At 61.9% G+C, this 25134-nt stretch carries 24 protein-coding genes; 9 read left to right on the plus strand and 15 right to left on the minus strand.

Annotated features, from left to right (window positions below; genetic code table 11):
* Positions 1-3 precede the first annotated feature (3 nt).
* From CQ015_RS03350 to phnD, 4 genes are read right to left on the minus strand one after another with little or no spacing between them, the layout of a single operon-like run.
* Positions 4-762 carry a tyrosine-protein phosphatase gene (locus CQ015_RS03350; protein WP_096287415.1) on the minus strand — a complete coding sequence of 253 codons (759 nt, stop codon included), beginning with the start codon at positions 760-762 and terminating at the stop codon, positions 4-6.
* Entirely contained in the window at positions 759-1610 is an 852-nt protein-coding gene (gene phnE, locus CQ015_RS03355; protein ID WP_105649325.1) for a phosphonate ABC transporter, permease protein PhnE, read from the minus strand. The genes CQ015_RS03350 and phnE overlap by 4 nt, the downstream gene beginning before the upstream one ends.
* Positions 1600-2442 carry a phosphonate ABC transporter ATP-binding protein gene (locus tag CQ015_RS03360; RefSeq protein WP_105649326.1) on the minus strand — a complete coding sequence of 281 codons (843 nt, stop codon included), beginning with the start codon at positions 2440-2442 and terminating at the stop codon, positions 1600-1602. Before CQ015_RS03360 ends, phnE begins: the two co-directional genes overlap by 11 nt.
* The gene (gene phnD / locus CQ015_RS03365; RefSeq protein ID WP_105649327.1) at positions 2442-3350 is read right to left on the minus strand and encodes a phosphate/phosphite/phosphonate ABC transporter substrate-binding protein; all 909 of its coding nucleotides are present in this window, start codon (positions 3348-3350) and stop codon (positions 2442-2444) included. Before phnD ends, CQ015_RS03360 begins: the two co-directional genes overlap by 1 nt.
* Before the next feature lie 297 nt (positions 3351-3647).
* Between phnD and CQ015_RS03370 the strand changes: the two genes are divergently transcribed.
* A complete protein-coding gene (locus tag CQ015_RS03370; RefSeq protein ID WP_105649328.1) occupies positions 3648-4670 on the plus strand; it encodes an LLM class flavin-dependent oxidoreductase in 1023 nt (340 codons plus the stop codon).
* 49 nt (positions 4671-4719) lie between these two features.
* On the opposite strand, the gene CQ015_RS03375 is transcribed toward CQ015_RS03370, so the two are convergent.
* A complete protein-coding gene (locus CQ015_RS03375) occupies positions 4720-5412 on the minus strand; it encodes a maleylpyruvate isomerase family mycothiol-dependent enzyme (protein ID WP_258137669.1) in 693 nt (230 codons plus the stop codon).
* Between the two features lie 303 nt (positions 5413-5715).
* Between CQ015_RS03375 and CQ015_RS03380 the strand changes: the two genes are divergently transcribed.
* From CQ015_RS03380 to CQ015_RS03395, 4 genes are all read left to right on the plus strand, one after another.
* On the plus strand, positions 5716-6171 hold the full coding sequence (locus tag CQ015_RS03380) for a 6,7-dimethyl-8-ribityllumazine synthase (protein ID WP_343252142.1): 456 nt from the start codon (positions 5716-5718) through the stop codon (positions 6169-6171).
* A gap of 289 nt (positions 6172-6460) precedes the next feature.
* Positions 6461-6835, plus strand: a complete 375-nt coding sequence (locus CQ015_RS03385; RefSeq protein ID WP_096287429.1) for a PH domain-containing protein — start codon at positions 6461-6463, stop codon at positions 6833-6835.
* Between the two features lie 262 nt (positions 6836-7097).
* Complete coding sequence (locus CQ015_RS03390; protein ID WP_258137671.1) at positions 7098-9011, plus strand: MFS transporter; 1914 nt, start codon at positions 7098-7100, stop codon at positions 9009-9011.
* Positions 9008-9562 (plus strand): TetR/AcrR family transcriptional regulator, encoded by a 555-nt coding sequence (locus CQ015_RS03395; protein WP_096287431.1) that lies wholly within the window; start codon positions 9008-9010, stop codon positions 9560-9562. The genes CQ015_RS03390 and CQ015_RS03395 overlap by 4 nt, the downstream gene beginning before the upstream one ends.
* A gap of 28 nt (positions 9563-9590) precedes the next feature.
* Here the strand turns inward: CQ015_RS03395 and CQ015_RS03400 are convergent, their stop codons facing one another.
* From CQ015_RS03400 to xylA, 7 genes are all read right to left on the minus strand, one after another.
* Positions 9591-10817, minus strand: a complete 1227-nt coding sequence (locus CQ015_RS03400) for a glycerate kinase (protein WP_105649330.1) — start codon at positions 10815-10817, stop codon at positions 9591-9593.
* Positions 10818-10874: 57 nt separating this feature from the next.
* Positions 10875-12434: an SLC13 family permease gene (locus tag CQ015_RS03405; protein WP_105649331.1), complete on the minus strand. Its 1560-nt coding sequence runs from the start codon at positions 12432-12434 to the stop codon at positions 10875-10877.
* Positions 12431-13957, minus strand: a complete 1527-nt coding sequence (locus tag CQ015_RS03410; RefSeq protein WP_096287437.1) for a sensor histidine kinase — start codon at positions 13955-13957, stop codon at positions 12431-12433. The genes CQ015_RS03405 and CQ015_RS03410 overlap by 4 nt, the downstream gene beginning before the upstream one ends.
* On the minus strand, positions 13950-14141 hold the full coding sequence (locus CQ015_RS03415) for a hypothetical protein (protein ID WP_105649332.1): 192 nt from the start codon (positions 14139-14141) through the stop codon (positions 13950-13952). Before CQ015_RS03415 ends, CQ015_RS03410 begins: the two co-directional genes overlap by 8 nt.
* Positions 14142-14398: 257 nt before the next feature.
* Positions 14399-15208 carry a DUF4190 domain-containing protein gene (locus tag CQ015_RS03420; RefSeq protein WP_105649333.1) on the minus strand — a complete coding sequence of 270 codons (810 nt, stop codon included), beginning with the start codon at positions 15206-15208 and terminating at the stop codon, positions 14399-14401.
* 256 nt (positions 15209-15464) lie between these two features.
* Positions 15465-16859 (minus strand): xylulokinase, encoded by a 1395-nt coding sequence (locus tag CQ015_RS03425; RefSeq protein ID WP_096287443.1) that lies wholly within the window; start codon positions 16857-16859, stop codon positions 15465-15467.
* 101 nt (positions 16860-16960) lie between these two features.
* Positions 16961-18148 (minus strand): xylose isomerase, encoded by a 1188-nt coding sequence (xylA, locus tag CQ015_RS03430; RefSeq protein WP_096287445.1) that lies wholly within the window; start codon positions 18146-18148, stop codon positions 16961-16963.
* Between the two features lie 486 nt (positions 18149-18634).
* Between xylA and CQ015_RS03435 the strand changes: the two genes are divergently transcribed.
* Positions 18635-19840 (plus strand): ROK family transcriptional regulator, encoded by a 1206-nt coding sequence (locus tag CQ015_RS03435; RefSeq protein WP_096287447.1) that lies wholly within the window; start codon positions 18635-18637, stop codon positions 19838-19840.
* Here CQ015_RS03435 and CQ015_RS03440 read toward each other — a convergent pair.
* Positions 19837-20166 carry a thioredoxin family protein gene (locus tag CQ015_RS03440; RefSeq protein WP_096287449.1) on the minus strand — a complete coding sequence of 110 codons (330 nt, stop codon included), beginning with the start codon at positions 20164-20166 and terminating at the stop codon, positions 19837-19839. The two genes, CQ015_RS03435 and CQ015_RS03440, sit on opposite strands and share 4 nt — an antisense overlap.
* A gap of 173 nt (positions 20167-20339) precedes the next feature.
* Here CQ015_RS03440 and CQ015_RS03445 point away from each other — a divergent pair, with 173 nt between their 5' ends.
* On the plus strand, positions 20340-21173 hold the full coding sequence (locus tag CQ015_RS03445; RefSeq protein ID WP_096287451.1) for a hypothetical protein: 834 nt from the start codon (positions 20340-20342) through the stop codon (positions 21171-21173).
* Between the two features lie 298 nt (positions 21174-21471).
* Here the strand turns inward: CQ015_RS03445 and xerC are convergent, their stop codons facing one another.
* Both xerC and CQ015_RS18680 read right to left on the minus strand, forming a co-directional pair.
* The gene (gene xerC, locus CQ015_RS03450; protein ID WP_181150338.1) at positions 21472-22623 is read right to left on the minus strand and encodes a tyrosine recombinase XerC; all 1152 of its coding nucleotides are present in this window, start codon (positions 22621-22623) and stop codon (positions 21472-21474) included.
* A 133-nt stretch (positions 22624-22756) separates the two neighbouring features.
* Positions 22757-22951 carry a hypothetical protein gene (locus CQ015_RS18680; RefSeq protein WP_146114009.1) on the minus strand — a complete coding sequence of 65 codons (195 nt, stop codon included), beginning with the start codon at positions 22949-22951 and terminating at the stop codon, positions 22757-22759.
* Between the two features lie 557 nt (positions 22952-23508).
* Between CQ015_RS18680 and CQ015_RS19570 the strand changes: the two genes are divergently transcribed.
* Both CQ015_RS19570 and CQ015_RS03465 read left to right on the plus strand, forming a co-directional pair.
* The gene (locus CQ015_RS19570) at positions 23509-23754 is read left to right on the plus strand and encodes a helix-turn-helix transcriptional regulator (protein WP_374955675.1); all 246 of its coding nucleotides are present in this window, start codon (positions 23509-23511) and stop codon (positions 23752-23754) included.
* A gap of 23 nt (positions 23755-23777) precedes the next feature.
* Positions 23778-25010 carry an AAA family ATPase gene (locus CQ015_RS03465; protein WP_105649337.1) on the plus strand — a complete coding sequence of 411 codons (1233 nt, stop codon included), beginning with the start codon at positions 23778-23780 and terminating at the stop codon, positions 25008-25010.
* Positions 25011-25134 lie beyond the last annotated feature (124 nt).

Genomic DNA, 25134 nt, shown 5'->3' on the forward strand with positions numbered 1-25134 from the left:
ATCCTAGAGCCCGGCCCGCTCACGCAGTCTGCCAATCAGCGCGCCGTTGAGGCCCGCGGCCTTCAGCGGGGCCAGCGGATCACCATGCCGCTCACGCAAAGCGCGCAAGGTGAGACGCATGGCATCATCCGCGCCGGGATCCTTCACCGCAAGCTTTGCCGAGGCATCGAGATCGTATCCCGCAGCCTTCATCACCCGTTGCAGATTCGGCCGGGTGCGTTCCATGATGGCGGCCGTATTGGGGTGGGTCAGCTCGTAGTCGGCGATGATGACCTCATCCTCGGCGCCGAGCGCGAGCAGCAGCGAGGCGGCCAAGACACCGGTGCGGTCCCTACCAGCCGCGCAGTGAAATGCCACAGCACCCGGCGCGTGCGCCATGATGGCCAGCGCCGTCACGATTTGCGGCGCTGCCGAGGCAAACAAGGCCTGGTAGAACGATGCCATCTCCGGCATCTTCCCGGGCTCCAGCTTCGTGGGCATGGCGTCGCCGAGGTCCGCTACGAACGGCACGTGGTGGTACATCACCGCTTGTTCCATCAGCGGGCCGCGCCCCGTTGCCTGCACCTCGCCGCGGCTGCGCAGGTCGATGACTGCCCGCAAGCCGCCGTCCACGAGCGCCTGGGCCGACTCCGGCGGAATCGTCGACAGGTCATCGGCACGGATAGCGAAGCCGGGATTGATCAGGCCGCCTGCGACGGGCAACCCGCCCAGATCCCGCAGGTTCACTGGTTTGCTGAGCTGGATTTCAAGTACTTCGGTCATGTGATTCTCCTTCTGATAAAGGCGCTCGCCTGATCAATCACCGTGACTACGATGATGATGCAGATGATGATCGCGCCCAGGTGTCCGTAGTCGTACATGCGCATTGCGGTGGTGAGCTCGAGGCCGATGCCTCCGGCACCCACGAGGCCGAGGATCGTCGCGCCGCGCACGCTGCCTTCGAAAAGCAGCAGCGTGTAGGAGACCAGCAGCGGGGCCGCCTGCGGCAGCACTCCGTACTGGATCACCTGGCGGTGCGAGGCCCCCACCGACTTCATCGCGATCATCGGGCCCTGGTCAACGGATTCCATGGCCTCGGCGTAGATCTTGCCGATCGAACCGATGGATCCCAGTGTCATCGCGAGGATGCCGGCAAACGGGCCAAGACCCACGGCCGAGACGAACATCAGCGCGAAGACCAGGTCGGGCACCGCGCGAATCACGTTCATGATCCAGCGGGCCGGGAAGTACACCCACTTCGGCGCGAGATTCGATGCCGCGGCCAGGGCCACGAACAGCGAGAGCACCGCGCCGAGTACCGTGGCCACGATGGCCATCTGCACCGTCTCGATGAGCAGCTCGACGATGAGCCCGAGCTTCGAGAAGTCCGGCGGGAAGAGCCGGGCGAGGAACTCGCCCATGTTGATCGTGCCTTCCCCGAGCTTCTGGAAGTCGAAGCCGACTCCGCGGAACGACCAGAGCAGGAAGATCAAGCCTGCGGCCACGCCGACGACAGCTCGAGTCCGTGGGACGTTCATGGCCCGTTCGAGGCGGGCGCGCTCCACCGGGTCCAGCTGCTTGCCTTTGCCGGCGGTTTTCGTCGGCTTCGACTGCTCGGTGTCACTGGTCATCGGATAGTTCCTCTCCGTCATAGAGCGCTTCGAGCCGCGCGGCGTCGAGCTGAGCGGTCGGCGCCGAAACCAGCAGCTTGCCGTGCTTCAACCCGACAATGCGGTCGCTATGGCGCAGCGCGAGCGGGAGCACATGCAAACTCACGAGCACCGGGATGCCGTCTTCACGCGCGATGTTGCGCAGCAGCTCGAGCACGGAATCCGAGAGCTTCGGGTCCAGCGACGCAACTGGTTCATCGGCAAGGATCAGCTGCGGATCCTGCATGAGCGCCCGGGCCACCGCCACGCGCTGCTGCTGGCCGCCGCTGAGCGAGCGCGCCGGATCCTTCGCCTTGTGCGCGATGCCCACCCGATCCAGGAGGTCCAGGGCCCGCTTGCGCTGCTGGTTGCCGAAGCCCCCGACGAGATTGAGCGGGCCGGCTTGGTGCAGCCCACCGGTGAGCACGTTGGTGAGGACGCTCAAGCGCCCGATCAGGTTGAACTGCTGGAAGACCTGGCCGGTGCTAGCGCGCAGATCGCGGATTTGCCCCCGCCGAAGATTCGCGACGTCGTACCCTGCAACCCGCACCGATCCACTGGTAATCGGAGCGAATCCCGTGAGGCTTTTCATGAGAGTCGATTTGCCCGATCCTGAGGACCCCAGCAACGCGACCATCTCACCGGGGAAAAGCTCCAGGTTCACCCCGTCGAGCACGAGCCCATCGGCTGCGTTGTACGCAACGGCCAGGTCACGCACCATCACGCGAGGCAGGAGCGCGCGCTCTTTGCCGTCCGCCGGCGCCGGCGTTTGCGGCGCTTCTTGCGCGGCCGCGCGGGTGATGGACTCGGTCATCACTTCAGATCCGAAATGTCTACGCCGGCCACCGCGGCAACATCAACAAGGGGCTGGAAGGCTTCCCTGCCGGGCTCGAGCATCGGGTCGACGCCAACGATCCCGGCTTCGGCGTAGACGCCCAGCGCCTCGGCGTTTTCTTCGGCAAAGACCGTGGGAAGTCCCGAAAGTAGCGCCTGGCGTTTCGCATCGTTCATGCCCTGGCTGGCTATGACGGCCATGCTGACATCCATCGGCAGGCTTTCTCCGATGAAGCGCACATCGCCCTCTTCGAAGGGGAAGTAGTCGGTGCCGGTCATCTGCGTGAGCATGGTAGCGGTGCAGGCCGCGTCAACCTGGCCTTCCTTGACGGCGATGGCACTTCGATCGTGCCCGCCGGTGAACATGGCGTCGTAATCGACATCGCGTTCCAGGCCAACGCTGTCGAGCAGGTGCACTGGCATGAAGAAACCCGAGCTCGAGCCGGGGTCGGCAAAAGCGACGGTCTTGCCCTTGAGCTCTTCGACCGACTGAATGGGAGAATCGGCCAGCACGTAGCACTTCGAGACCGGGTCGGGGGAACCGGGCCAGGTCATGAGCGCGTCCACCTCACCGGTGTTCACGGCCAGTGCACTTGGGAAGGCGCTCATCAGGGCGATGTCGACGTGATCGGCGCGCACCGCCTCCACCACACCGAGATAATCGGGGGCATCGGTGATTTCTACTTTCATGCCGGTCTCCGCGGTGATGAGTTCGCCAAGCGCCACGATCGGGTTTACGGCGGTGGGGTCATCTCCCGCCGGCAGTGTGGCGATGCGGATCACGTCGACTTCGGCGCTCTCGGCGGATGCACTGCCGGAACAACCGGTGATCGCCAGAAGGCTAGCCAAGGACAGGGCTCCAACGCCCAGAATGCTGCGAGTGTTCATGGGGATCGAGTGCCTTTCGGTAGTAGGTTCAGGTCGTTCGTGGACCGTATGCCACTAGCTAACTCGCCCGGGGCAACACGCAATTACGAGACTCTCAGACTCGTAACAAACAGCAGGTGAACAATTGGAATTGCCAGGTAACTCTCCTCCTGCGCGAAGCTCCGGCGGCTGCTCCGCTGGGCCGCCGCGGTGCTGGCACCACCAAAAACCGGATGCCCACTCCCCGGCCCGCCGGTTTGGGTTTCGGGTTGCCTCTGGCGAGGAATATCGACACGACAAAGTACGTTGGGCACAAGTATGAAGAACATCGGATTTTTGTCCTTCGGCCACTGGACCGACCACCCGCAATCCGGAACCCGCAGCGCCTCGGATGCGCTATTGCAAGCAATCGACCTGGCAGTTGCGGCCGAGGAGCTCGGCGCCGACGGCGCATACTTCCGGGTGCACCACTTCGCCCAGCAGTATGCTTCCCCGTTCCCGCTGCTCGCCGCCATCGGTGCACGCACCAGCCGCATCGAAATCGGCACGGGCGTCATAGACATGCGCTACGAAAACCCGTTGTACATGGCCGAGGATGCCGGATCCGCCGACCTCATCTCCAACCGTCGCCTGCAGTTGGGCATCAGCCGTGGATCACCGGAGCAGGTCATCGACGGGTGGCGCCATTTTGGTTTCGAACCGCATGAGGGCGAGACCGACGCCGAGATGGGACGCCGGCATACCGAGCGTTTGCTCGAAGTGCTCTCCGGAGAAGGCTTCGCCCAGCCCAGCCCCAAGCCGATGTTTCCCAATCCCCCGGGGCTCTTGCGCATAGAACCTCACTCGGAGGGTTTGCGCGAGCGTATCTGGTGGGGCTCGGGCTCGAACGCCACCGCCGTGTGGGCGGCGAAACTTGGCATGAATCTGCAAAGCTCCACGCTGAAAGACGATGAATCCGGCAAACCGTTCCATGTGCAGCAGGCCGAGCAAATAGAGCTTTACCGCCAGGCGTGGAAAGATGTGGGCCATGAACGCGAGCCACGTGTCTCGGTGAGCCGCAGCATCTTCGCCCTGACCGATGAGCGGGACTGGCAGTACTTCGGACGCGACCGCTACAGCTCCGACCAGGTCGGCAACATCGACGCCAAAACCCGCGCGATCTTTGGCAAGTCCTACGCCGGGGAACCCGATGAACTGGCCAAGACGTTGGCCGAAGATGAGGCCATTGCCGCGGCGGATACCTTGCTGCTGACCGTCCCTAACCAGCTGGGCGTCGAGTACAACGCACACGTCATCGAATCGGTGCTCAAACATGTGGCCCCGCTGCTGGGCTGGCGCTAGGGTGAACGCCGAGCGAATGGTTGCCGGTTAGGCAACCTCACGGGTTTACCTAGGCGAGGCGCTGCGCGAGCGCTTCTACGCCCGCGCCGCGAAGAGACGCCAGGTAGGCAGATCGCCCCGCCATGATCATGACAAGATCGAGTTGCTTGCCCTTGACCGGCGGCCCGTCTCCCGCCGAGAAGGAAGAATCTTCGGCTTCCAGGGTGAGACCGGTGACGAGGCGCTTGCTGTTCACCGCGAAATCCCGCTCGGAAAAGAATTTGGCAACTTCGTGCACCGCATCCGGATCAGGGACCAGATCGAGGGCAAGCGGCCGGGCGATGTCCTGGCCGTGGACAATCACTTCCCCGAGCATCGCCGCATAGTCCTTGGTCGGGGCGACCTTGTTCTCGGCGGATGCACGAAGGTTCGTGAGCGTCTGGGCAGGAGTGTCCCCCAAATATCTGCGCAGCCTACGCTCGTTATGCAGAGTGGAGTTGAAGCCTGCCAACACGATGCTGCGCAGCCACGACATCGTGCCGGTGTTTGCGGCGGCGGTCAGATGGGCGACAACCTGGGAGACCGACCAATCGCTGCACAACGTGGGAGTTTGCCAAGCCGCATCATCCAGTCCCGACAGCATTTCGAGTAGCCGGTGCCGTTCGGCATGGATTGCATCCCAGAAGTCATTCTCGTACATCACGTTTCCGTCCGGTTTGATCTTGTCGGGGCAGATCCCGCCTGCTGGCACTCCACTGCGCATCGGGTGGGCAAGCTCCCGAGGCTTGTTCAGCCTAGTGCAGCGCGCCGCAGGAAAATAGCCCGGTTGCCCCGATCCAGTCAGGAGTCAATTACAACGTGCCAGCCATCGATTCGAGGTTCGCGCAGATGGCGCCGCTACGGGGCAGGAGCTCGGCGGAGGACAATCGTTACAAGATTTCTCGCCGCCATTGAAGCGAATGAGATGTAGGACACTAGGCTGGAGCGGGAGAGCTTGGTTTTCATACAGCCCGAGCCATTGAGCAGTTCGAATGGCTCCTACTAGATTTTGCCTAACACAAGAAAACTGACACAGGAGAATTACATGAGCAAGCCACTAAATATCGCATTCATCAAGGCCAGCTGGCATGCAGATATCGTTGATCAGGCCTTGGCCGGATTCAAAGCAGATATGGATGCTTCCGGCGTTGAATACGGCATCGATGTGGTCACCGTGCCTGGTGCCTACGAGATGCCATTACAGGCCAAACGGCTAGCACAGACCGAAAAGTATGATGCCGTGGTGGCTGCGGCGCTAGTAGTCGACGGCGGAATCTACCGCCATGATTTTGTCGCTCAGGCGGTTGTCGATGGGCTGATGCGCGTGCAGCTGGACACGAATGTGCCGACTTTCTCTGTGAGCCTAACCCCACACCACTTCCACTCGAGCGAAGAACACGAAAAGTTCTACTTCGAACACTTCGTCAAGAAGGGTGCCGAAGCCGCACGCGCGGTGCGTACGATCGCAACGCTCGGCGAGTAGCCTTCGCTTCTATTACGCAATGCGTGATGGTCGCTCCGAGAACCGTCCGGACCGACCGTCACGCATTTTTTCGTACGACATTCTTGGCCCGTGGGCGGGAATTTGCGGAGTTAAGCGGGATGCTCGTCATTCAGCTCGCTACGCCTCGTCGAGTGTTGCATCGGGAACGATGTCTCCAGCGCCGTCCGAGAAATAGATGAGCAGCGCCTCATGCCTCGCCACCTCCGCACGGACTCGCCCACCGAGAAATGCGCTCCAAATTGTCCCTAGTCATGCCTAGGATCAAGGCATGATCGATTTTAATAACTCCTCAGTGTTCAAACTCGGCCCATGGAACCTGGCCGAGGTAGCACCGGAGATAACCCCCATGCTCGTCCCAGCGGAAGAGCTGCTCGCCGCGTTCAAGGGTGCACGTGACTATGTAGTCTTCACCAATAAGCGGCTCATCGCGGTTAATGTCCAAGGCCTGACGGGCAAGAAACGCGACTATACCTCGCTGCCCTACGCACGTATCCAAGCCTTCTCCGTCGAAACGGCCGGAACTTTTGATCTCGACGCGGAATTGGAGCTGTGGTTTAGCGGTCTTGGAAAGGTGAGCCTGGATTTCAAGGGCAAGGTGGACATCCGAGCCCTTTCCCAAGTCATCGCCGGCTACGTTCTGTAGAAGTACGTTGGCGCTTTGGGAAAATTGTCCGGGATGAACAATTTCGGATCCACAATTGCTAGTTGAAATTCAAGCAACCGAAGGGGCACGGAACGCCCGACTGCCATGCCCACTGAGGATCTAATAGTCCGATTCCGACAGACTATTCGTCTCCTTCCGCACCGGAACCTACTTGACAGTACACCGGACGGCGGTGTGTTCTTAGAAAGGGTAAACAGCCGTTCACCCCGTTTGCGTCATCTTTTATCCGAAGGCCACCGTCGTGCCGATTCGTTCCGTTCCCGCGTGGGCTACCACCGCCATCCTCGCCTTATGCGGGATGGTGGTCGCGCTCCAGCAGACCCTCGTTGTCCCACTATTGCCTGATTTTCCGGTGATCCTCGACGTCTCGGCCGAAGATTCCTCCTGGCTGGTCACCGCCACGCTGCTCAGCGCGGCGATTTTCACCCCGGTCATTTCCCGCATGGCCGACATGTACGGCAAGCGCAAAATGCTGCTGCTCGCTTTGGCCGTGATGACCCTCGGCTCGCTTGTTGCCGCCCTCGGCGGATCCTTTGGCGCACTGATCGCCGGGCGGGCCATGCAGGGCTTCGCCTCCTCGCTGATCCCGGTGGGAATCTCGGTGCTTCGCGACGAATTGCCCAAGGAAAAGGTGGCCTCGGCCGTCGCGCTGATGAGCGCAACCTTGGGCATCGGCTCGGCGCTGGGCATGCCGATGTCCGGACTGCTCTACAACGCCTATGGCTGGGAATCGCTGTTCTGGGTTTCCGCAGGCCTGGGCCTGGTATTCCTCGTAGGCGTGCTGCTGCTGGTCAAGGAATCGACGATCACCACCCCCGGCCGCTTCGATATCTCCGGGGCGCTGGTCCTCTCCGTAATACTCACCGCCGCCCTATTGGCCGTCACCAAAGGTGCCAGTTGGGGCTGGAACAGTCCGCTCACACTCGGCCTATTTGCTCTGGCACTCGCGCTGCTTGCCGGTTGGATCCCGCTGCAGCTGCGCGTCAACCAGCCGATGGTGGACCTGCGCACCGCGGTGAAGCGGCCGGTGCTTCTGACCAACGTCGCCTCGTTCTTCCTCTGCGTGGCGATGTTCGTCAACATGCTCATCACCACCCAACAGCTGCAGATCCCCACGCAGACCGGTTATGGTTTTGGCTTGTCGGTGCTGGTCGCCGGGCTCGCCATGGTGCCTTCGGGGCTGGCCATGGTCTTCTTGTCCCCGGTTGCCGGCGCGATGCTCAATCGCTGGGGAGGCAAACCGACGATGATCTTCGGCGCGGCGATTATGGCCCTCACCTACGTGGGCCGGGTCTTCCTGGATGACGCTGTGTGGCAGGTGATCGTCGGGGCAACCTTGGTCAACGTCGGAGTCGCCTTCTCCTACGCCGCGATGCCGACGCTGATCATGAGCGCGGTGCCGATTACCGAAACCGCCTCGGCCAACGGGGTCAATGCGCTGATCCGTTCGCTGGGCACCAGCGTGGCCAGCGCACTGACCGGCCTGATCCTCGCCACGCTGGCCGTCGAGCGCAACGGCACCGTGCTGCCCTCGATCGACGCGCTGCATTTGGCGTTCTGGCTCGCGGCGCTGGCCGCGGCCATCGGCATCGCCATTGCCTTGTTCATCCCCAGCGGCGGGCGCACGCCGAAGGCAGACAACAACGTCGAAGAGACCATGGTGCATGGCCGGGTCATCATGTCCGCTGCCGGCGGTACCCAGCGCCCGGCCATTGTGACCTTTGTGCGCCAGGACGGCGTCCCAGGTGACTGGGCGCGCACCGACCATGAGGGGCTTTTCACCGCGGCGCTGCCCGGACCAGGACGCTATCTCGTGGTCGCCAACGCCGCAGGCTGGGTGCCAAATTCCCAGCTGGTGACCTTCTCCGGCGGAACCACGGAGCACAATGTGGAACTGCACGATACGCTTTCGCTCAGTGGCGTGGTGGCTACCGGCAATATGGCCGTGACCGGGGCCCTGGTCAGCCTGAGTGCCGGAGCCGGCGACTTCATCGCCGCGACCCACACCGACGAGCGCGGAGGCTACACCTTGGATCTGCCTCCGGTGGGAACCTACGTTTTAACCGCGGCGTCACCGCACTGTGACACCGCCACTTCGGTCAAGCTCATTCTGCGGGCGCGGACCGAGCGTGTGGATATCGAGTTACCAGCATGAGCGCCATCGATGGCCGGGGACGCATCCGCCAAGCGGCATCGGCCTTGTTCGGCGAGCGCGGATTTCATGATGTTACCGTGCGCGAGATCGCCGAGGCCGCCCAGGTCTCCCCCGCCTTGGTGATCAAGCTCTTCGGTTCCAAGGCCGAGCTGTACACCGTGGCCAGCACCATCACCGTTCCGCTGGCAGACCTGGACCTGCCCCGCGAACGCCTGGGCCGGGCGCTGGTGCAGCAGATCCTCAACCGGCGTGATGCCGCGGTGGTTGATCCATGGGAGACCCTGGTCCCGCGGATCAGGCAATCGCCCACACCGGAGGTAACCCAGCGCGAGCTGCGCGAGACCTATCTGGCCGGGTTGGCAAGGACCATCGCAGATACCACCGCCGACCGCCGCCACGCCTCGGCCGTGGCCTGCCAGCTGCTGGGCCTGGCCGAGGGCATTCGAGTCCTGGGCTATTTCGCGGCCGAAGATTTTGATGCAGACGAGGTCGTCGAGCAGTATGCGGCGGCGGTCCAACTGCACATCGACCGGGCTGGCGCCTCCGGCTAGCGCACCCTTGACTCTCACCGGCGTCCGCTCACCAGGCCTCGTGCGGGCTCAGTTTGCTGGCTGCCATCGAGACGCCGAGGATGATGGTGCGCATGAAGCGCTCGGCGGCCTCGATGAGCAGCCGTTCCCCGTCATCCACCGCTTCTTGCAGGGTCATCGGGATCGGCACGATCGAGGCAATCGCATCGATGCCGATGTCGTGGACGTCGCGGCAGCCGCGCCCCAGCGTTCCGGCGAGAGCCACCACCGGCACTCCTTGCAGGGCGGCACGGCGCGCGACCTCCGCGGGAACCTTGCCCTTGGGCGTCTGAAAATCGATGGCGCCCTCGGCGGTGATCACCAGGTCCGCTCCGCGCAGCATCGAATCGAGGTCGATTCCGGCCAGCCCGGAGTCGAGGATCGCTTCGAAGCGGGGCAGCAGCACCGCTCCCACCGCGGCGAGTCCGGCGCCCAGCCCTCCCGAGGCCCCGGTGCCCGGCGCGGTCGCGAAGTCGGTCTCACGCGCCGAGGCAAGCGCATCGCGGCGCAGCACCGCGGCCCAGCGCTCAAAGCCAGTGGACATCGCCTCGACCTGCTGAGGCGTCGCGCCCTTTTGCGGGCCGAAGACTCGGGCCACGCCGCGCGGCCCGGTCAGGACGTTGTGCTGATTCAGCGCAAGCGTGATCTGCACGGTTCCGTCCGCGAGCGCCGGGTGCAGCCCGGCTAACTCAAGCCGGTCGATGCGTCCGAGCTGGTTTCCTCCGGCGGTGAGCTCCCGGCCCATGCCGTCCAGGATCCGTGCCCCGAGCGCCTGCAGCGCCCCCATGCCGCCGTCGGAGGTTCCGGAGTCCCCGCATCCGACGAGCACCTTGGTCGCGCCCGCGTCGATCGCCGCGGCGATCAGTTCGCCGACGCCGTAGCTGGTGGTGGTTCCCGGGTCGCGTTGGTCCCGGGGAACGAGCCGCAGACCGGCCGCGGCGGCCATCTCCACGACGGCGGTGCCGGCGGATTCTCCGCCGAGCATCGCATAGTGGGAGCCGACCTTTTGCCCTACCGGTCCGGTGACGACCGCTGGGACGAGATGGCCGCCGGTGGCGCGGGCGAGGGTTTCGGCGGTCCCTTCCCCGCCATCGGCGATCGGGACGGCCTTGACCACTGCTCCGGGCAAGGCGCGGCGCACGCCGGCACCGATCGCGGCGGCGACGGCCGAGGCGTCGAGGGATTCTTTGAATCCGGAGGGGGCGACCAGGATGCGTTGCGGCAATGCATGAACCATGATGATGAGTCCTTTTTAATGTGGTTGGTGTAGGCAATGGTTGTTGGGTCAGCGATCTCAGGTGAACAGCGGCAGGCCCATGGCCGGCCAGATCCAGAAGGAGAACACTAGGATCAGGGCGACCATGACCGGTCCCAGCACCGCGCTGAGCCGAAGCAGGTCCGCGGGTTGATAGCTGTCCACACCTTCGATATCGGAGAACAAGTTGACGGGCTTCGCGCTGCTGGTGAGCGTGTGGCAGAAACCTGCGGCGGCAGTGGATGCGAAAGCGATAGCCACCGCGTCCACCCCCACACCCGGGGCAAGCGAAACGACCAGCGGAATCAGCACCGCCGAGCGCGCCGAACGGGACTGGATCACCAGGTGGGCCGCGGCGGATACGACCACCACCACGACGGTGAACACCCACGGGGCGACGGCTCCCAGCCCCTCGGCCGGTCCAAGCACACGGCGTGCCAGCCAGTCGGCGGCGCCGGTGCGGGCCAGCGCGGTGCCCAGGGTCAGCGTGGCGGCCATGAAGATCAGCATTGACCACGGCACCGCCTTCAGCGCCTTGGCCAGGCCCACCGAGCCGAAGCCCGGACTGGCCACGAGCAAGGATCCGAGCAGAGCCACAACGGCCGGGTGCAAGTGGTGCAATGGTTCGGTGCACCAGAGCACCACCACCGCGGATACCAGCAAGGCGGCGCGGGATTGCCCGACGCTCAGCGGTCCGGTCAGCGGAACCGGAGAATGCTCTTGGAGCTGCCCAATGCTCACCTCCAGCGCTTGGCGGCGATCCGAGCCGCGGGTGAAGAGCCATAGCACCAGTTCCGCGCACAGATGCGAGGAGACGAAGGACAGCGGCAGCCCGTAGAGCAGCCAGCCTGCGAATGAGAAGCCCTCATAGCCGGAGGTGGCGAGGATCTGGCTGGTGATCAGATGCGCCCCGGCCCCCAAATACGAGGCGACCGCAGAAAGCAGGATGACCGAGGGGAAGAGCAGCGACAGGGCCAGGACAACCCTCGGGCGGGCGGCAAGCACCTTGGCCAAGGCAATGAAGACGGGAATTGCCAGCGCCGCCCGGCCCGAGGTGGAAGGCACCGCGAATGCGGTGGCCACCAGTGCACCGGTGGTCAGGTGCATCAACTGTCTCGGGTTGCGGGCTCCGACGGCGATCCAGGCGGCGGCGCGGGTGGCCAAACCAGTTGCCGTGATTCCGGCGGCAATCACGAACGCGGCCAACAGCAGCCAGATGGTGTCTTCACCCAGCGACGCGAAGAGCACGTCCTCGGGCAGCACGCCCATGAGCACCAGCACCAAGGCCGCGCCGAGAGCGACATAGGTGTCCCCGACCGGGGAGAAGACCCATAGCCAGATCGCGACGGCGAAGACCGCCAGGGTCAGTGCGCCCTGGGACGGCAGCGCGGTCGCCGTTCCCGCCGCGGAGCCAAAAGCCCCGAAGGCGCACCAGACCAGAAAGGCGGCGAGCAGCATCGCGGCCAGCAATCCGCTGGCGCGTCGGCGGTTCCAGCGCCGCCGCGGGGCGCGTTGTGCCGGTCCAACGGCAGCCGCCGGCTGCGGTGCGTCGGTGCTGTAGCGGAATCCGGTATCCGTAGTGTGTTGTCTCGTGCTCATGACTCGGCTCCCAGAGTGCTCGCCATGCGCTCGGCGAAGTTCTCCTCGGAGCCTGCTTCCGAAGCCAAAGCCAGTCGCGGAAGTGAGAGGCCGAAGCGGGCTCCGGCGCCTGGGCCGGATTCGACCCACGCGGTCCCCCGATGCGCCTGGGCTACCGCCTTGACCACGGCCAACCCAAGGCCCATGCCCGGTTCCTGGTCAGTGCCGGTGCCCCCGCTGCGATAGGTATCAAGCAATGCGCGGGCCACCTCGGAATCCAAGCCCGGGCCGTCATTGGCCACCCAGAAGCTGACTGACTGTTCATCGGCGGCGGAGCCCAGTCGAATGGTGTCCCCGTGGTCCGTGTGCGCGACGGCGTTCTGGATCAGTTGGCGCAAGGCATCGGTGATGCGCTCCGGGTCAAGCCACGCCTCGGCGCGAGCCGACTGCTCGATGCGGAAATGCCGTTGCAGGTAGGTGTCCGATTGCGCTGCCTCGGCGGCAATATCCGCGGTGACCTCGCCCACGGCCACCAGCCGCGGCCTGACGAAATCCGGGTGGCCGCTGTGTGCAAGTACGTCGAGGTCGGCGAGGGTTTGACCCATCTGCGAGATGAGCTCCTGCGCCCCGCAAGCGATGTCGGCGCGTTGCACCGCGGGCAGGTCTTCACGGACCAGTTCGTGCAGCGTCGCCGCGAGCCGACGTTGCGGTTCGTTGAGATGCTCGCGCGCTTCGGCGATGAAGTGCCGCTGGGCCAGATGGGAGGACTCGACCCGGTCGAGCATTGCGTTGAGCGTCTGGGCCAGCTGCGCCAGGTCGTCGCGCCCGGACACCGGGATGCGGGCCGAAAGGTCATGCGCCGTAATGGCTGCAGAGGTCTCGCGCACGGTGCAGATCGGGCGCATGATTTGACCTGCCACTAGCCAGGAGATCCCCGCGGTCAGCGCCAACCCTCCGGCGGCCACCGCGAACAGGAGCACCGCCTGCCGGTTGGCTTCTTCCTGCGCGCCGGAGGTGAACTGTGCGACGACCAGCTGGGCTTGTTGCATCGGGCCGGACCGGTTCGCGGTAGCGGCTTCCTCGGCTACCGCCTTGGCCCAGCGCACGGTGCCGTACTTGGTTTCATACACCGCCGAGGTCCGCGAATCTTCGAGGATCCGAGCCAGCAGCTGCGCATCCGCGGCCAGCACAACACCGGTCTGGTCCAAGGCGCCGTGCGCGCTGAACACGCGGCCGTTGGCCTGGCCGACAATTGCTTCGCCCGCCATGGGCTGCTGCCGGGCGAGATAACGTTCGAGCAGTTCGTCCATCGAGGCGAAGGGGCGCGCGGTCTGCGGATCCAGCCCCTCGGCGGCGAAGGTCCTGAATTCCTCGATCTCCTGGGTGATGCCCACATTGGCCGCCTCGGCGACCTGCCCGGACATGATCGAACGCATGGTGACCGTCACCGCGAGCAAGGCCAGCGCCGTGGTGAGAACGATCCAGCCGACAATCCGCAACCGGGCCGAGACCTTGGACCCCTGCTGCTCAGCAGATTCAGCCATCCTTGCCACCGCGTTCCGGCTGCGCGCTGGGCAGCGCAGTTTGCGGTCGCACGTCCAGTTGAACCACGTTCGGCTGCTGGTGCGGAGTCGGCGGACTTGCGGAGTCGGCCAGCGCTTGGCTGGCGCTTGCCAGCCCGGCGGGAACGGCCAGGACAGCAAGGATGAGAAGTATGCGACGGATCATGCTTCTACATTAGAAAACCCTTGTGAGACACAAATTAAGTACTGGTGAGAGGTTTATGATTCGTCGATGAGAAGAATATGAGAAGGTGAGAAAGTACCTTACGGGCTCCCGATCACGGTCTGCGCGACGGTGAGTTCGATGGCTCCGGCGTGGGGGCGCCTACCGGCTTGCGGCGCACAAGGCACGGGCTGCGCCGCATGGTCTTTTCTTGCGGCGCAGCCCGTGCATTCGCGTTGGAGCTCGTTATTGCGGTTCGACTACTTGGTCTCCCAGAGTCCCGCTTCGTCGTCGAAGGACAGGGTTTCGGTGACGCGGATCTTCGCGTCATCGAGCGCATCGGCCGGTACATCGAAGACGACCTGGTAGGTTCCCTTGCCGCCCTTGGTCAGCGTAGGCACGTCCATGGCTGGTTTCGGAGCCATGGCCATGGAGCTGGAGGTGCTGTAGATGCGCGAATCGGAGCCAACCAGCTCTGGAGACAGGTCAAGCCAGGCGTCGCCTTCTTCCTCGCCGTTGTACACCACGGAAAGATCTACGAGGACATATTGCCCCTCGGCCTTTTCATTGAATGAGTTGGCCTTGGCCATGGCCTCGTCGGCTTCGAGGTTCACGGAACTGACGTTGACCGAAAATTCACCGATAGTGGCCGCCTCACCCAGCTTGAGCACCTGAGACTCATCTGCTGCCTGCTCGATGACCTTCTCCGGAGCCGCGACCTCTCCGTCCGCGGCGTCATCGATGGCAGCCGAGACACCGTCCAAGGCCTTGACGTAGGCGGACTGGGTGACGAAGACCAGCACGATGGCAACGATGGCGATCACGCTAGAGGCGATCCCCAGCCCCTTGCTGCCGCGCCGCTTCGCGGCGATGGCGAGCGAGATGATACCGAGGATCAGGGCGACAAAACCTAGAACCGCGGCGAAGTTGTTCACGATCGGGACCCAGCACAGGGTCAGGGCAACGATGGCAATGACCAGTGCGGCAATTCCCAGCCCCTTGCCGGCAGTGGACTTTGCGGGTGGGAGCTGCGAGTGCGGTGCAGGCTCCAGTGGAGTTCCAGCAGACATGAATATTTCCTCAAGTGATGACGGCGCTTAGCCAGCGCCTAAGTGAAACCGGCTCATACCCCATGGTCGTGATCCGGATTGAATCTTGCTTGATCCATCAACGACACTACGAGGACGCTCCGACACTTTAGCCTCACAGTAAATTTTCAGCTCCCGAGAAGTTCCGCCCCTGCCTCGGCTTAGCTCGCGCTTCCGGCAAAGGACTGCCCCTCGACTTCAAGTTGACCATGTAGCCGAAGGGCAGTCCTCTGGGCTCTCAGTAACCGGAAGCAGCCTGCCGGTACTGGCGGAGGACCCGGCTGTCCGGTTCGCTTGTCGCCAGCAGGGCCTCATTGGTTGGCCAGAGCGGCAATACTCCGCTTAACACTCCCGCCGCCTGGCGCGCTGCCCCATCGGCAACGTACTCCCCGGGTTCCGGAACGCTTACCGGCAGGCCCAGCACACTGGCCGAAATTTCCTGCAGTGCAACCGAACGCGCCGCCCCACCGACCAGCACAATACGCTCGGCCAGCACCCCCAAGTCCGTCAGTGCCTTCAGCCCGTCCGCCAGCGAACAGATAATCCCCTCGAAGGCGGCTCGAGCCAGATTCTGGGCGGTGAAGTTCTCCAAGGTCAGCCCGTGCAGCGAGCCTGTAGCGTCGGGCAGATTAGGGGTTCGTTCCCCCTCAAAGTAAGGGATCAGGCTCAAACCTTCGGCACCGGCAGGCGCAGTCAATGCCAGCTGGGACAGTTGCGGAAGATCGACTTTCAGCAGCGCCGCCGTCGCATCCAGCACGCGGGAGGCATTCAAGGTGCAAGCCAGTGGCAGGTAGCTGCCGGTGGCATCGGCGAATCCGGCCACCAGCCCCGAACGATCCCCGGTAGGCTGGTCGGACACGGTGAATACCGTCCCGGAGGTGCCAACCGAGATCACCACGGTGCCCAGCGTGGCGTTCACGCCTAATCCCGCTCCGGCGTTATCGCCGCAGCCGGGGCCGATCAGCATTCCAGATGAGGTCAACTGTCCGACTTCCAATGGCGCCAGGACCTTTGGCAGGACCGGCACATGCCCTAGGGTGCGTTCGAGCACCTCTGGAAGATACTCGCCGGTGCTCGGTGACCAGTACCCGGTTCCCGAGGCATCCGAACGGTCGGTGCGCAACGCGGCTAGGCCTTCGGCACCGCTGCCTGGGCCAAATCCTGCCAGGCGCCAGCTGAGCCAATCGTGAGGTAGGCATACCGCGGCAGTGCGCGCGGCGTTCTCTGGTTCCGCGGTAGCCAGCCACAACAGCTTGGTCGCGGTGAGTGAGGCCACCGGGATGGTTCCAATGCTTCGCGCCCAATACTCGGCGCCGAATTCTTCGACGAGCTGCCGAGCTGCGCCCGCGGAGCGAGTGTCATTCCACAGCAAGGCCGGACGAACTACCGCGCCGTCGGCGTCGAGGCAAACCATGCCATGTTGCTGGCCTGCCACCGAAATAGCCGAGACATCCTCCAAACCGCCGGCCTCTTCGATGGCTTGCTGTAGTGCCGTCCACCAGTGCTCTGGGTCGATCTCGGTGCCCGATGGATGGCGCGCGGAGCCCTGTCGGATAAGGGCTCCGGAACCGGCGTCACGAATGACGACCTTACAAGATTGGGTGGAGCTATCCACTCCGGCAACCAGCTGCATTTAGATAACTTTCGGGCTTGGGATGAATAACAGCGCCGCGCCCCCGGATCTGGCAACAGAACCGGGGACGCGGTCAAACTTTTCTTGTAAAAACCTCAGGCTTAGCGTGCGCCCATCAGGTGTTCCAAGGCCAGCTGGTTCAAGCGGATGAACCCGAAGGAACGCTCGGCGGCAGCGTCTGCATCAAAGCCTTCGAATGCCGACGTATCCGCCAGCAGATCCGCGGTGGTTTCGCCGGCGGCCAGAGTGCTTTCGCCCAGCTCGAAGACGCCTGCGGTCTTCAGCGCTTCCTGCACCTCTGGGTTGGCGCGGAAAGCGGTAGCGCGTTCCTTGAGCAACAAGTACATGGACATATTCGCCTTGGCAGAGTCCCATACACCGTCATAGCCGTCGGTTCGCGATGGCTTGTAGTCGAAGTGGCGTGGACCGTTGTAGGTTGGCCCGCCGTTCGGGAATCCATTTTCAAGCAGGTCGACAGTGAAGAAGGCGCTGGTAAGATCGCCGTGGCCGAAGACGAGGTCCTGGTCGTACTTTATTCCGCGCTGTCCGTTGAGGTCGATGTGGAACAGCTTTTCTGCCCAAAGCGCCTGCGCGATGCCGTGCGTGAAGTTCAATCCTGCCATCTGTTCATGGCCGGTTTCCGGGTTAACGCCTACGATATCGCCGTGCTCAAGCTCGGCAATGAAAGCCAGCGCGTGGCCTACCGTGGGCAGGAAGATGTCACCGCGTGGCTCGTTTGGCTTAGGTTCCAGCGCAAGGCGCAGCCCGTAGTTCTTTTCCTTGATGTAGGCGGCAACGGTATCAACGCCTTCCTTCATGCGGTCAAGTGAAGAAGACAGATCCTTGGATCCGTCGTATTCGCTGCCTTCGCGGCCACCCCACATGACAAAAGTTTCGGCACCCATCTCGGCAGCGAGGTCAATGTTTGCCAACACCTTGCGCAAGGCATAGCGGCGAATGGAGCGATCGTTGGAAGTGAAGCCGCCGTCCTTGAAGACCGGATGGCTGAACAGGTTGGTGGTAACCATTGGGACCTTCAAACCGGTCGTTTCCAAGGCTCCACGGAAATCCTTGAGGATACTCTCGCGTTCTGCTGCCGTTGCATCAAACGGGATCAGGTCGTTGTCGTGGAAGGTAATACCGTAAGCACCCAGCTCGCTGAGCCGATTGACCGCTTCGACCGGGTTGAGTGCCTGGCGGGTTGGCGTGCCGAACGGATCGTTCCCGGTCCATCCCACCGTCCATAGGCCAAAGGTGAAACGGTCTGCTGGCGTTGGTTGCAAAGTCATGCGTACTCCTGAATGATTTGTAGTTAGCAACAACTTATTGCAGAACGATCCTCAGAGTCAAGGAAAACTTCCCCCTCATTCGCGAATAAACGAAATTGGCAGCGTTTATCCACCAAGTAAAACAAGGGGTATAGACTTGATGTAGCGCCCTAACTCCTATAAGTTTACGTTTACAACTTATGGGAATTTTGATTGTCCATTTCCTTGAAACGCGGCAATCTTCTGCCGGGCCCGTGCCGCATGGCATCCCGTCGTCACGTCGCGTGGCTTGCAAGCGCAAGAACGGTCATTGGGAGCGGCAACGTAGTTGATAAAATGGCGAAAGTTTGAAGATGTTCCAACGACTGACAAGACGGACGCCACTGGTGCTCGTGGCTCGTTACCCCTGCCCAGCCGATTGAATTTATGGCACTCGGTCGCTGGCCGCCGTTGCTCATCCATCAGCTAGCCAGCTCAGCCTAAGAATGAAGAATTGAAGGACACTAGATGACGGCCTCACCCCGTGCGTCCAAGGCGGTGCAGAGCCCTGAAACCATGCGGCGCAATAATCTGTCTGTCATTCTCACTTTGTTGCACCGCGAAGGCAGGCTATCGCGTGCCCAACTTACCGAGCGCACCGGTTTTAACCGTTCCACGGTCGGCGCACTAGTCGCCGAACTTTGCGAGCTGGGGCTGGTCTTCGAAAGCGAGCCACAAGCAGCTGGCAGGGCTGGCCGGCCCAGCCCGCTCGTTCATCCCAACGACAAAGTCGTCGCGGTCGCCATCAACCCGGACATCGATGCCGTGCATGTTGGGCTTGTCGGGCTCGGCGGCAAGGTCCATCGCAGAATTCGCTATGAAGCCGCCGCGAAACCGACTCCTGTTGAAACCGCCAACATCAGCAAGGCAATTCTTGACGGCATGCGCGCGGATATCGATGTGCTGGATCGCATCGTCGCCGTGGGCGTAGCGGTGCCCGCTCTGGTGCAAGACAGCGACGGAAAGATCCTCCTCGCACCGCACCTGCAATGGGCGAATGAATCCTTGTCGTCATTGCTGGAACCCGCGCTCGGACTTCCGCTACTCGTAGGAAACGACGCAACCCTAGGCTCCGTTGCCGAAAGCATTCACGGTGCCGCGCAAGGTTACGCCAATGTGCTCTATCTCAATGGAAGCGCCAGTGGCATTGGCGGCGGCATCCTCACCGGCGGTGCCCCGCTTCGTGGAGCCTCGGGCTTTGCCGGAGAACTGGGGCATACCTTGGTCAGAACCGGCGGGGTCCTCTGCCATTGCGGGCGCCGAGGTTGCCTCGATGCCGAGGTGCGGGTTGAAAGTCTCTTGGATATCCTCCAGTTCGACAGCGCCGACCTAGACTCTCTTGAGCAGGCAATTGCCGGCAATGAGTCCGCGCAGCTTCACCAAGAAATCGACCGGCAGATTGATCTGCTGTCCGTGGCGCTTACCAATTTCGTTAATATATTCAACCCAGAAATGATCGTCCTTGGCGGTTTCTTGGGAACCATCTACGCAATGCGCGCCGAACGGTTGACCGATGCGGTCTCCAGCGGCCCCATTGCAGGGCTAGGCCGCGAGGTCAGAATCAGAAAGGCTGTGCTGGGTTCGGATCTATTGCTCATTGGCGCCGCCGAATTGGCATTCGCCCGGTTGCTTTCGGACCCAGCCGGGTACAGGGCCGCGGACCAGACGCCCTAGCGGTTTGCCTGCCGCTGCCCGTAGCCTCGGGCCGACAATGCCGCGGTCAGCTGGTCAACAGTTGGCGCACCTTGCAGCCCATCCGGCGTCGGATAGATGCGGCAAGCGAGTTCGCGCGTAGTCGCCGCCGGAAAAAGATCAATGCCTCCTGCAATGATCGTTGGGGAACCGGCAAAACCAGTGCCACGCGTCTCGGCGCTCGTTTTCAAAACGTGTTGCAGTATCGTCGTGTTCCTGACCCCGAGTGCTTCTAGGGCAGCGCCCAGTCGCTCGGCCGCAAGGGCGGAGTTGGGGCAATTCTCGATAACCAACAATTCGATGCGCATACGTACATTCTCCTCGAAGGATCCAGAGATCCAGGAAGTTCTGGATTCGCTATCCCGGCTGCCACACGGCTAAGCGATGCGGGGATTCACGGTGCACAAACGCTTAACCCAGCGACACGCTGAGATGAAAACAATTCCTAGCCAGCACGTAGTTGCTGTTGCAGAATTCAAGTATGGGCACCAACGACGAAATCGATCATGGCCGCGACACGCTACGCTACGTCAGGCTAGCTCTGCTGGTCCTACCGCTTTTACTGGTTGTTGCCATCGTGATTTATGGGCTTTTAAACGGAAAAGTTGAAGACTCGATCAGTTCCTACTACTTGGGACCTAGCCGGGACCTATTCGTCGCAATGCTTGTCGCCACCGGAGTAATGCTCGTAGTTTACAAAGGCGCGCCCCTGGAGGACTATGCCCTGAACCTTGCCGGTTTCTACGCGATATTTGTAGCCTTGGTTCCAACCCGGCTGGGCGAGACGCTCTCCACGCTGACCCCACACGGTCAACTACAGCTGATCCGCTCCGTGCAAATATCGGTGTTTGCCGTCCTCGTGGTTTCCGCGGTATTTGTCTGGCTTGAATGGAAAACTAGCAAGTGGTCGCCGCGCTCGTTGCACTTCAGCACGCTCAGTAAAACTTTGACCCTCGTCAGTACCGTGCTGCTGATCGCGTTTATCGGCTTGCTGTTGTGGCGCAGCATCGAAGGCACAGACTTTGCCGGTGTTCACTATGCTGCCGCGTTTCTATTGATTATCAGCATGGGAGTAGCCATCGCCAGCCATCTGGGGCGCGAAGACCTCTGCGACACCGATACCAGCGGTGGGCGTTCAACCCAGTACGCCGTCTTGCTGGTACTCATGGCTTTGGGCATCGTCGGATGGCTCGTGCTTACCCTCATGGGCGTAGCGCAGGCGCTATTTATCATCGAGTGGTACGAGATCGGCCTCTTCACCTATTTCTGGTATTTGGAATCTCGAAGACTGTGGAACCACCCCGCGCAGGCATAGGCCCCAACAGTGGATCCCTTTAGCGCCCTAGGCGGGCGTGAGGCTTCAAACATCCGGCAGGAATACTCAAAGGCAAAGGCCCCGATTCTCGCAATGAGAACCGGGGCCTTTTGAAAGCTCCTCCAACTGGACTTGAACCAGTAACCCTTCGTTTAATAGTCAAGTCTTGCCTATCCCCCGTGAAGTAGGGGCAAAACGTGGCTCGATGTGGGAAAACATCCCGTAATGATCTACATATCACTACATCCCAATACATAGTCATACTGACTCATGCCCGGAATTTACGTCTATAAAACGTCTACCTAACGTCCCGAAAACGCTCCAGAATGACTCGATTGTCAGTCGCCATTTTGTCATGCTCGATGTAGTGCTTACGGGTCACCAAGTCGCTACGATGCCCCAGCTGAGACGCCGCGCTCTCGCTGTCCGCTTCCCTGTCGATAATGGTGGCCACCGCTGCACGGAAACTCTTAGGCGTCACCCAGGCCCATTCTTCACCGCGGGCTGAGCGCCACACACGATTGAAGTTCGCCGGCTCTCGCAGCTCCCCGTCGCGGTTCGGGAACACGTAGTCATTGCCACCGGCCCGCAGTCGGCGCCGACGCAACACGGACACCACGAAACCGGGTAAGCGCAACTGCCGCTCACTGGAATCAGTCTTTGGATGCTCCTGCCGGTGCAGCCCTCGTTCTTTGGTGCGCTTAGCGGTGCCAGTGACTTCGATGCTCGGATCTTCCGACAGGTCCACTCCGTCGGACCACCGCAGTGCCAGGACTTCGCCGGGGCGGATGCCGGTGCCCACCAACACTTCGATCATGTCCAGGACATCCTGATCGCGCGCGGGCCCGTAGGTGCCGCCCTCTGCCCATTCGCGGACGTGGTCCAGCAGGGCTTGGAGCATTTCGGCGTTGATCGCCTTTACCGGCTTCCGGCCAGACTTTGGCGTGCGCGCTTCACGAACAGGATTCACCTCGCACAGGCCATAGCGGACTGCCATGCTGAACATCTGGGTCAATACGACGCGCGCCGTGAGCGCTGCAGTCGGTCCCCCGATAAGAACGGGTGTGCCGTCGGCCTTGGTGTGCGTGCCGGCGTGCTTGGTGCCCACGAGCTCAAGGAACTTGTCTGCCCTGCTCGTGGTGAGCTCCCGGATGCGCAGGGAACCGATTTTGGGTGTGATGTGCCTGTCGATTGTCCCGGCGTACTGCTCTAGCGCGCCTGGTGATGCCTCGTGCTGTGCCAGCCAGGTAGACGCAAGCTCTTTTACACGGCTCTCAGGCGTGAGCGCGTCATTGTTGCCGCGGCTCCGAATGCTGAGTTTGGCGGTGAGCGCGTCATTGGCCGCGCGCTTGGTGCGCCCTGTCGCTGTCACACGGCGGGTTTTCCCGTCCATGTCCCGGTAGCGGCAGAACGCTTGGAACGTACCGGCCTCGGACTCGGTGACTGTCACCTTGCCGCTTGAGCCGATACTCAGTGGAGGCCGCCCTCGCATAGGACTACCTTTCAGAGTTCAGTTGTAGCTAAGGCACTGCTCGCTTTGTCGCCTGGTGACAAGCTTCCCCACATGTCACAGTGGCCGCGCGCTAGCTACCGTTGCCGCCAAATTGCACGACGTTGTCTATTGGAGCGTCGTAGACCTTAGGCGCGCCTGGGCGGGACATGCGCCGCGTCATCTCCGCGACGAGGTCTGCGTCTGGCACCTGGCTTAGATCCTTGCCTGTGGTCATCGAATCGACCTCAGCATCTGTGAACAGCCCTGCAGCTTGCAGTGCTGGCATGAATGGCGCCCCGTAAGCCCTGCAGATGCTCGCGACTGTCTCAAATTTGATTCCGTCTTGCATCTGGCGGGTGAGCGTAGCAGGAGGCATCCCAATCTCTGACGCGACCTGCCTAAGACTCTTCTCTCCCGTGAGGGCATCGAGGTGATCTCTAAACGTTTGCTTTTCCATATTTTCATAGTGCCTCAAAAGTGAGTCAATTTCAACAACCATCTAGATACCAATTTTTACTCTCTAAATACTCCCAAGTGCACTATGTGACTCGATTCTTAGAAAAAGTGTTGCATAAGTTGGTCAAGCTGTGCCATGGTGGATTCGTGACCAGAAAATGAGTCACAACGCCTCAAAAAATAGCTAGAGAGGATTGGCGCTGGTGTATCTCCTACTACCTGGGCTTCTCGACGAGATCAAAGCAAAGCATGGCATCCCCAGTGATGCAGAGCTTGCCAAATTGCTGGGGTGTGACCGAAGCACCCTGTACCGAGTCAAGACTCACGCGCTAGGGGTGTCACCTCGCATGGTGGTCCTCCTGACCATGAGGTTCGGTATTCCACTAAATGAAATCGCAACCAAGAGCGAGGGACGCATTGGAAGAGCAAGAGACGAACATCGGGGCTATCCGATACCTCACTGCAGAGGAAGTCGCTGGCCGGCTCAAGGTCAAGCCACGCACCGTCAATAACTGGCGGTACCGAGACGAACCATACGGGCCGCCCTACACACACATCGCCGGCCAGGTCCGCTACCCCGTGAAGAAATTCAACGAGTGGTGCGAAGCGCAGGACAACAAAGCAATTAGTTAACTCATCTTCTAAGGAAACTATCCATGGTTACCCCAAATCAACAGCGCCTTGTGGGGCTGAAAGTCGAGAACTTCAAGCGACTACGAACGGTGGACATCGAGTTCACAGAGAACACCGTCATCATCTCGGGACGCAACGAGCAGGGCAAGTCATCCGTATTGGATGCGATTCTTTGGGCACTCGGTGGCGGTGCCGCCGCCAAGAAAATGCCCAACCCCATCCACAACGGCGAAACCAAAGCGACCGTAGAAGTTGTCCTGGACGACTTCATCATTACCCGCACCGCTGCCGTGGATCGCAAGGCATCCACTCTGACCGTGACGAGCCGTGACGGCGTGGAGAAATACTCCTCCCCCCAGAAGCTGCTGGACGGACTCATCGGAAAGCTCAGCTTTGACCCGCTCGAATTCTCCCGCATGAAAGACACCGAACAGCGCGCCGTGCTGCTGGACTGCGTGGAACTGGGCATCGATCTGAACGCCAACGAGGCTGAACGAGAAGTTGCTTATAAAGAGCGCACGTTCGTGAATCGCGAAGTGAAGTCGCTGGAGGCTCAGTACAAGGCTATCGAGGCACCAGCCGAGGTACCGGCGCAGGTGGACGTAGGTGCGCTCATGCAGGAGCTGACTGCATCCCAGAAAGCGCACACCGACGCTGCCGAGGCTGTCCGCACCGTGTCCTCGTTGGAAGCCCAGCTAGCAGATCTGCAGGATCGACTTGCTGCTGCTCGTGAAAAGTCTCTCGAAGCCCTGTCCGCTCGCGACGCCCACCGCGACCCTGACGACATCCAGGAGCAGATCACCGGCTCCACCGAGGCGAACAAAGCCGGTGAGCTGATCCGGCAGAAAGAAAGCCTTGGCGCTCAGTTCAAGGCCAAGGCCGCCGAGGCCAAAGCGCTGGACAAGAAAATCGAGGATCTGGACAAGGCCAAAGCTGACGCGCTGGCCAAGGCTGAAATGCCTATCGAGGGTCTGGGTATCGATGAGACAGGCGTGACCTACCAAGGCCAGCCGCTCTCCCAGGCATCCGGCGCCGGCCTGACTAAGGTGTCCACCGCCATGGCCGTGTCCCTGAATCCTGGCCTACGCCTCGCATACATCCGCGAGGGCTCACTGCTGGACACCGAGAACTTGCAGATCATTCGGGACATCGCTGACGCGATGGACTTCATGATCCTCGTCGAGGTTGTGGACGAGTCCGGTGAGATCGGAATTGTGATCGAGGACGGCATGGTGGCCGGTGACCCCGAATGGTAGCCACTTGCTCCCATGAAATGGTGCCCGCGTCGTGGCACGTCGACCCTCATCCTCCTGAGTATTGCGAGGAGGACGTGGAACCCGGATCTGACTACTGCTGGAAACACATCGAAAGGGCAGGGAC

This window comes from Arthrobacter sp. MYb221 (assembly GCF_002979835.1).
Lineage (GTDB): Bacteria > Actinomycetota > Actinomycetes > Actinomycetales > Micrococcaceae > Glutamicibacter.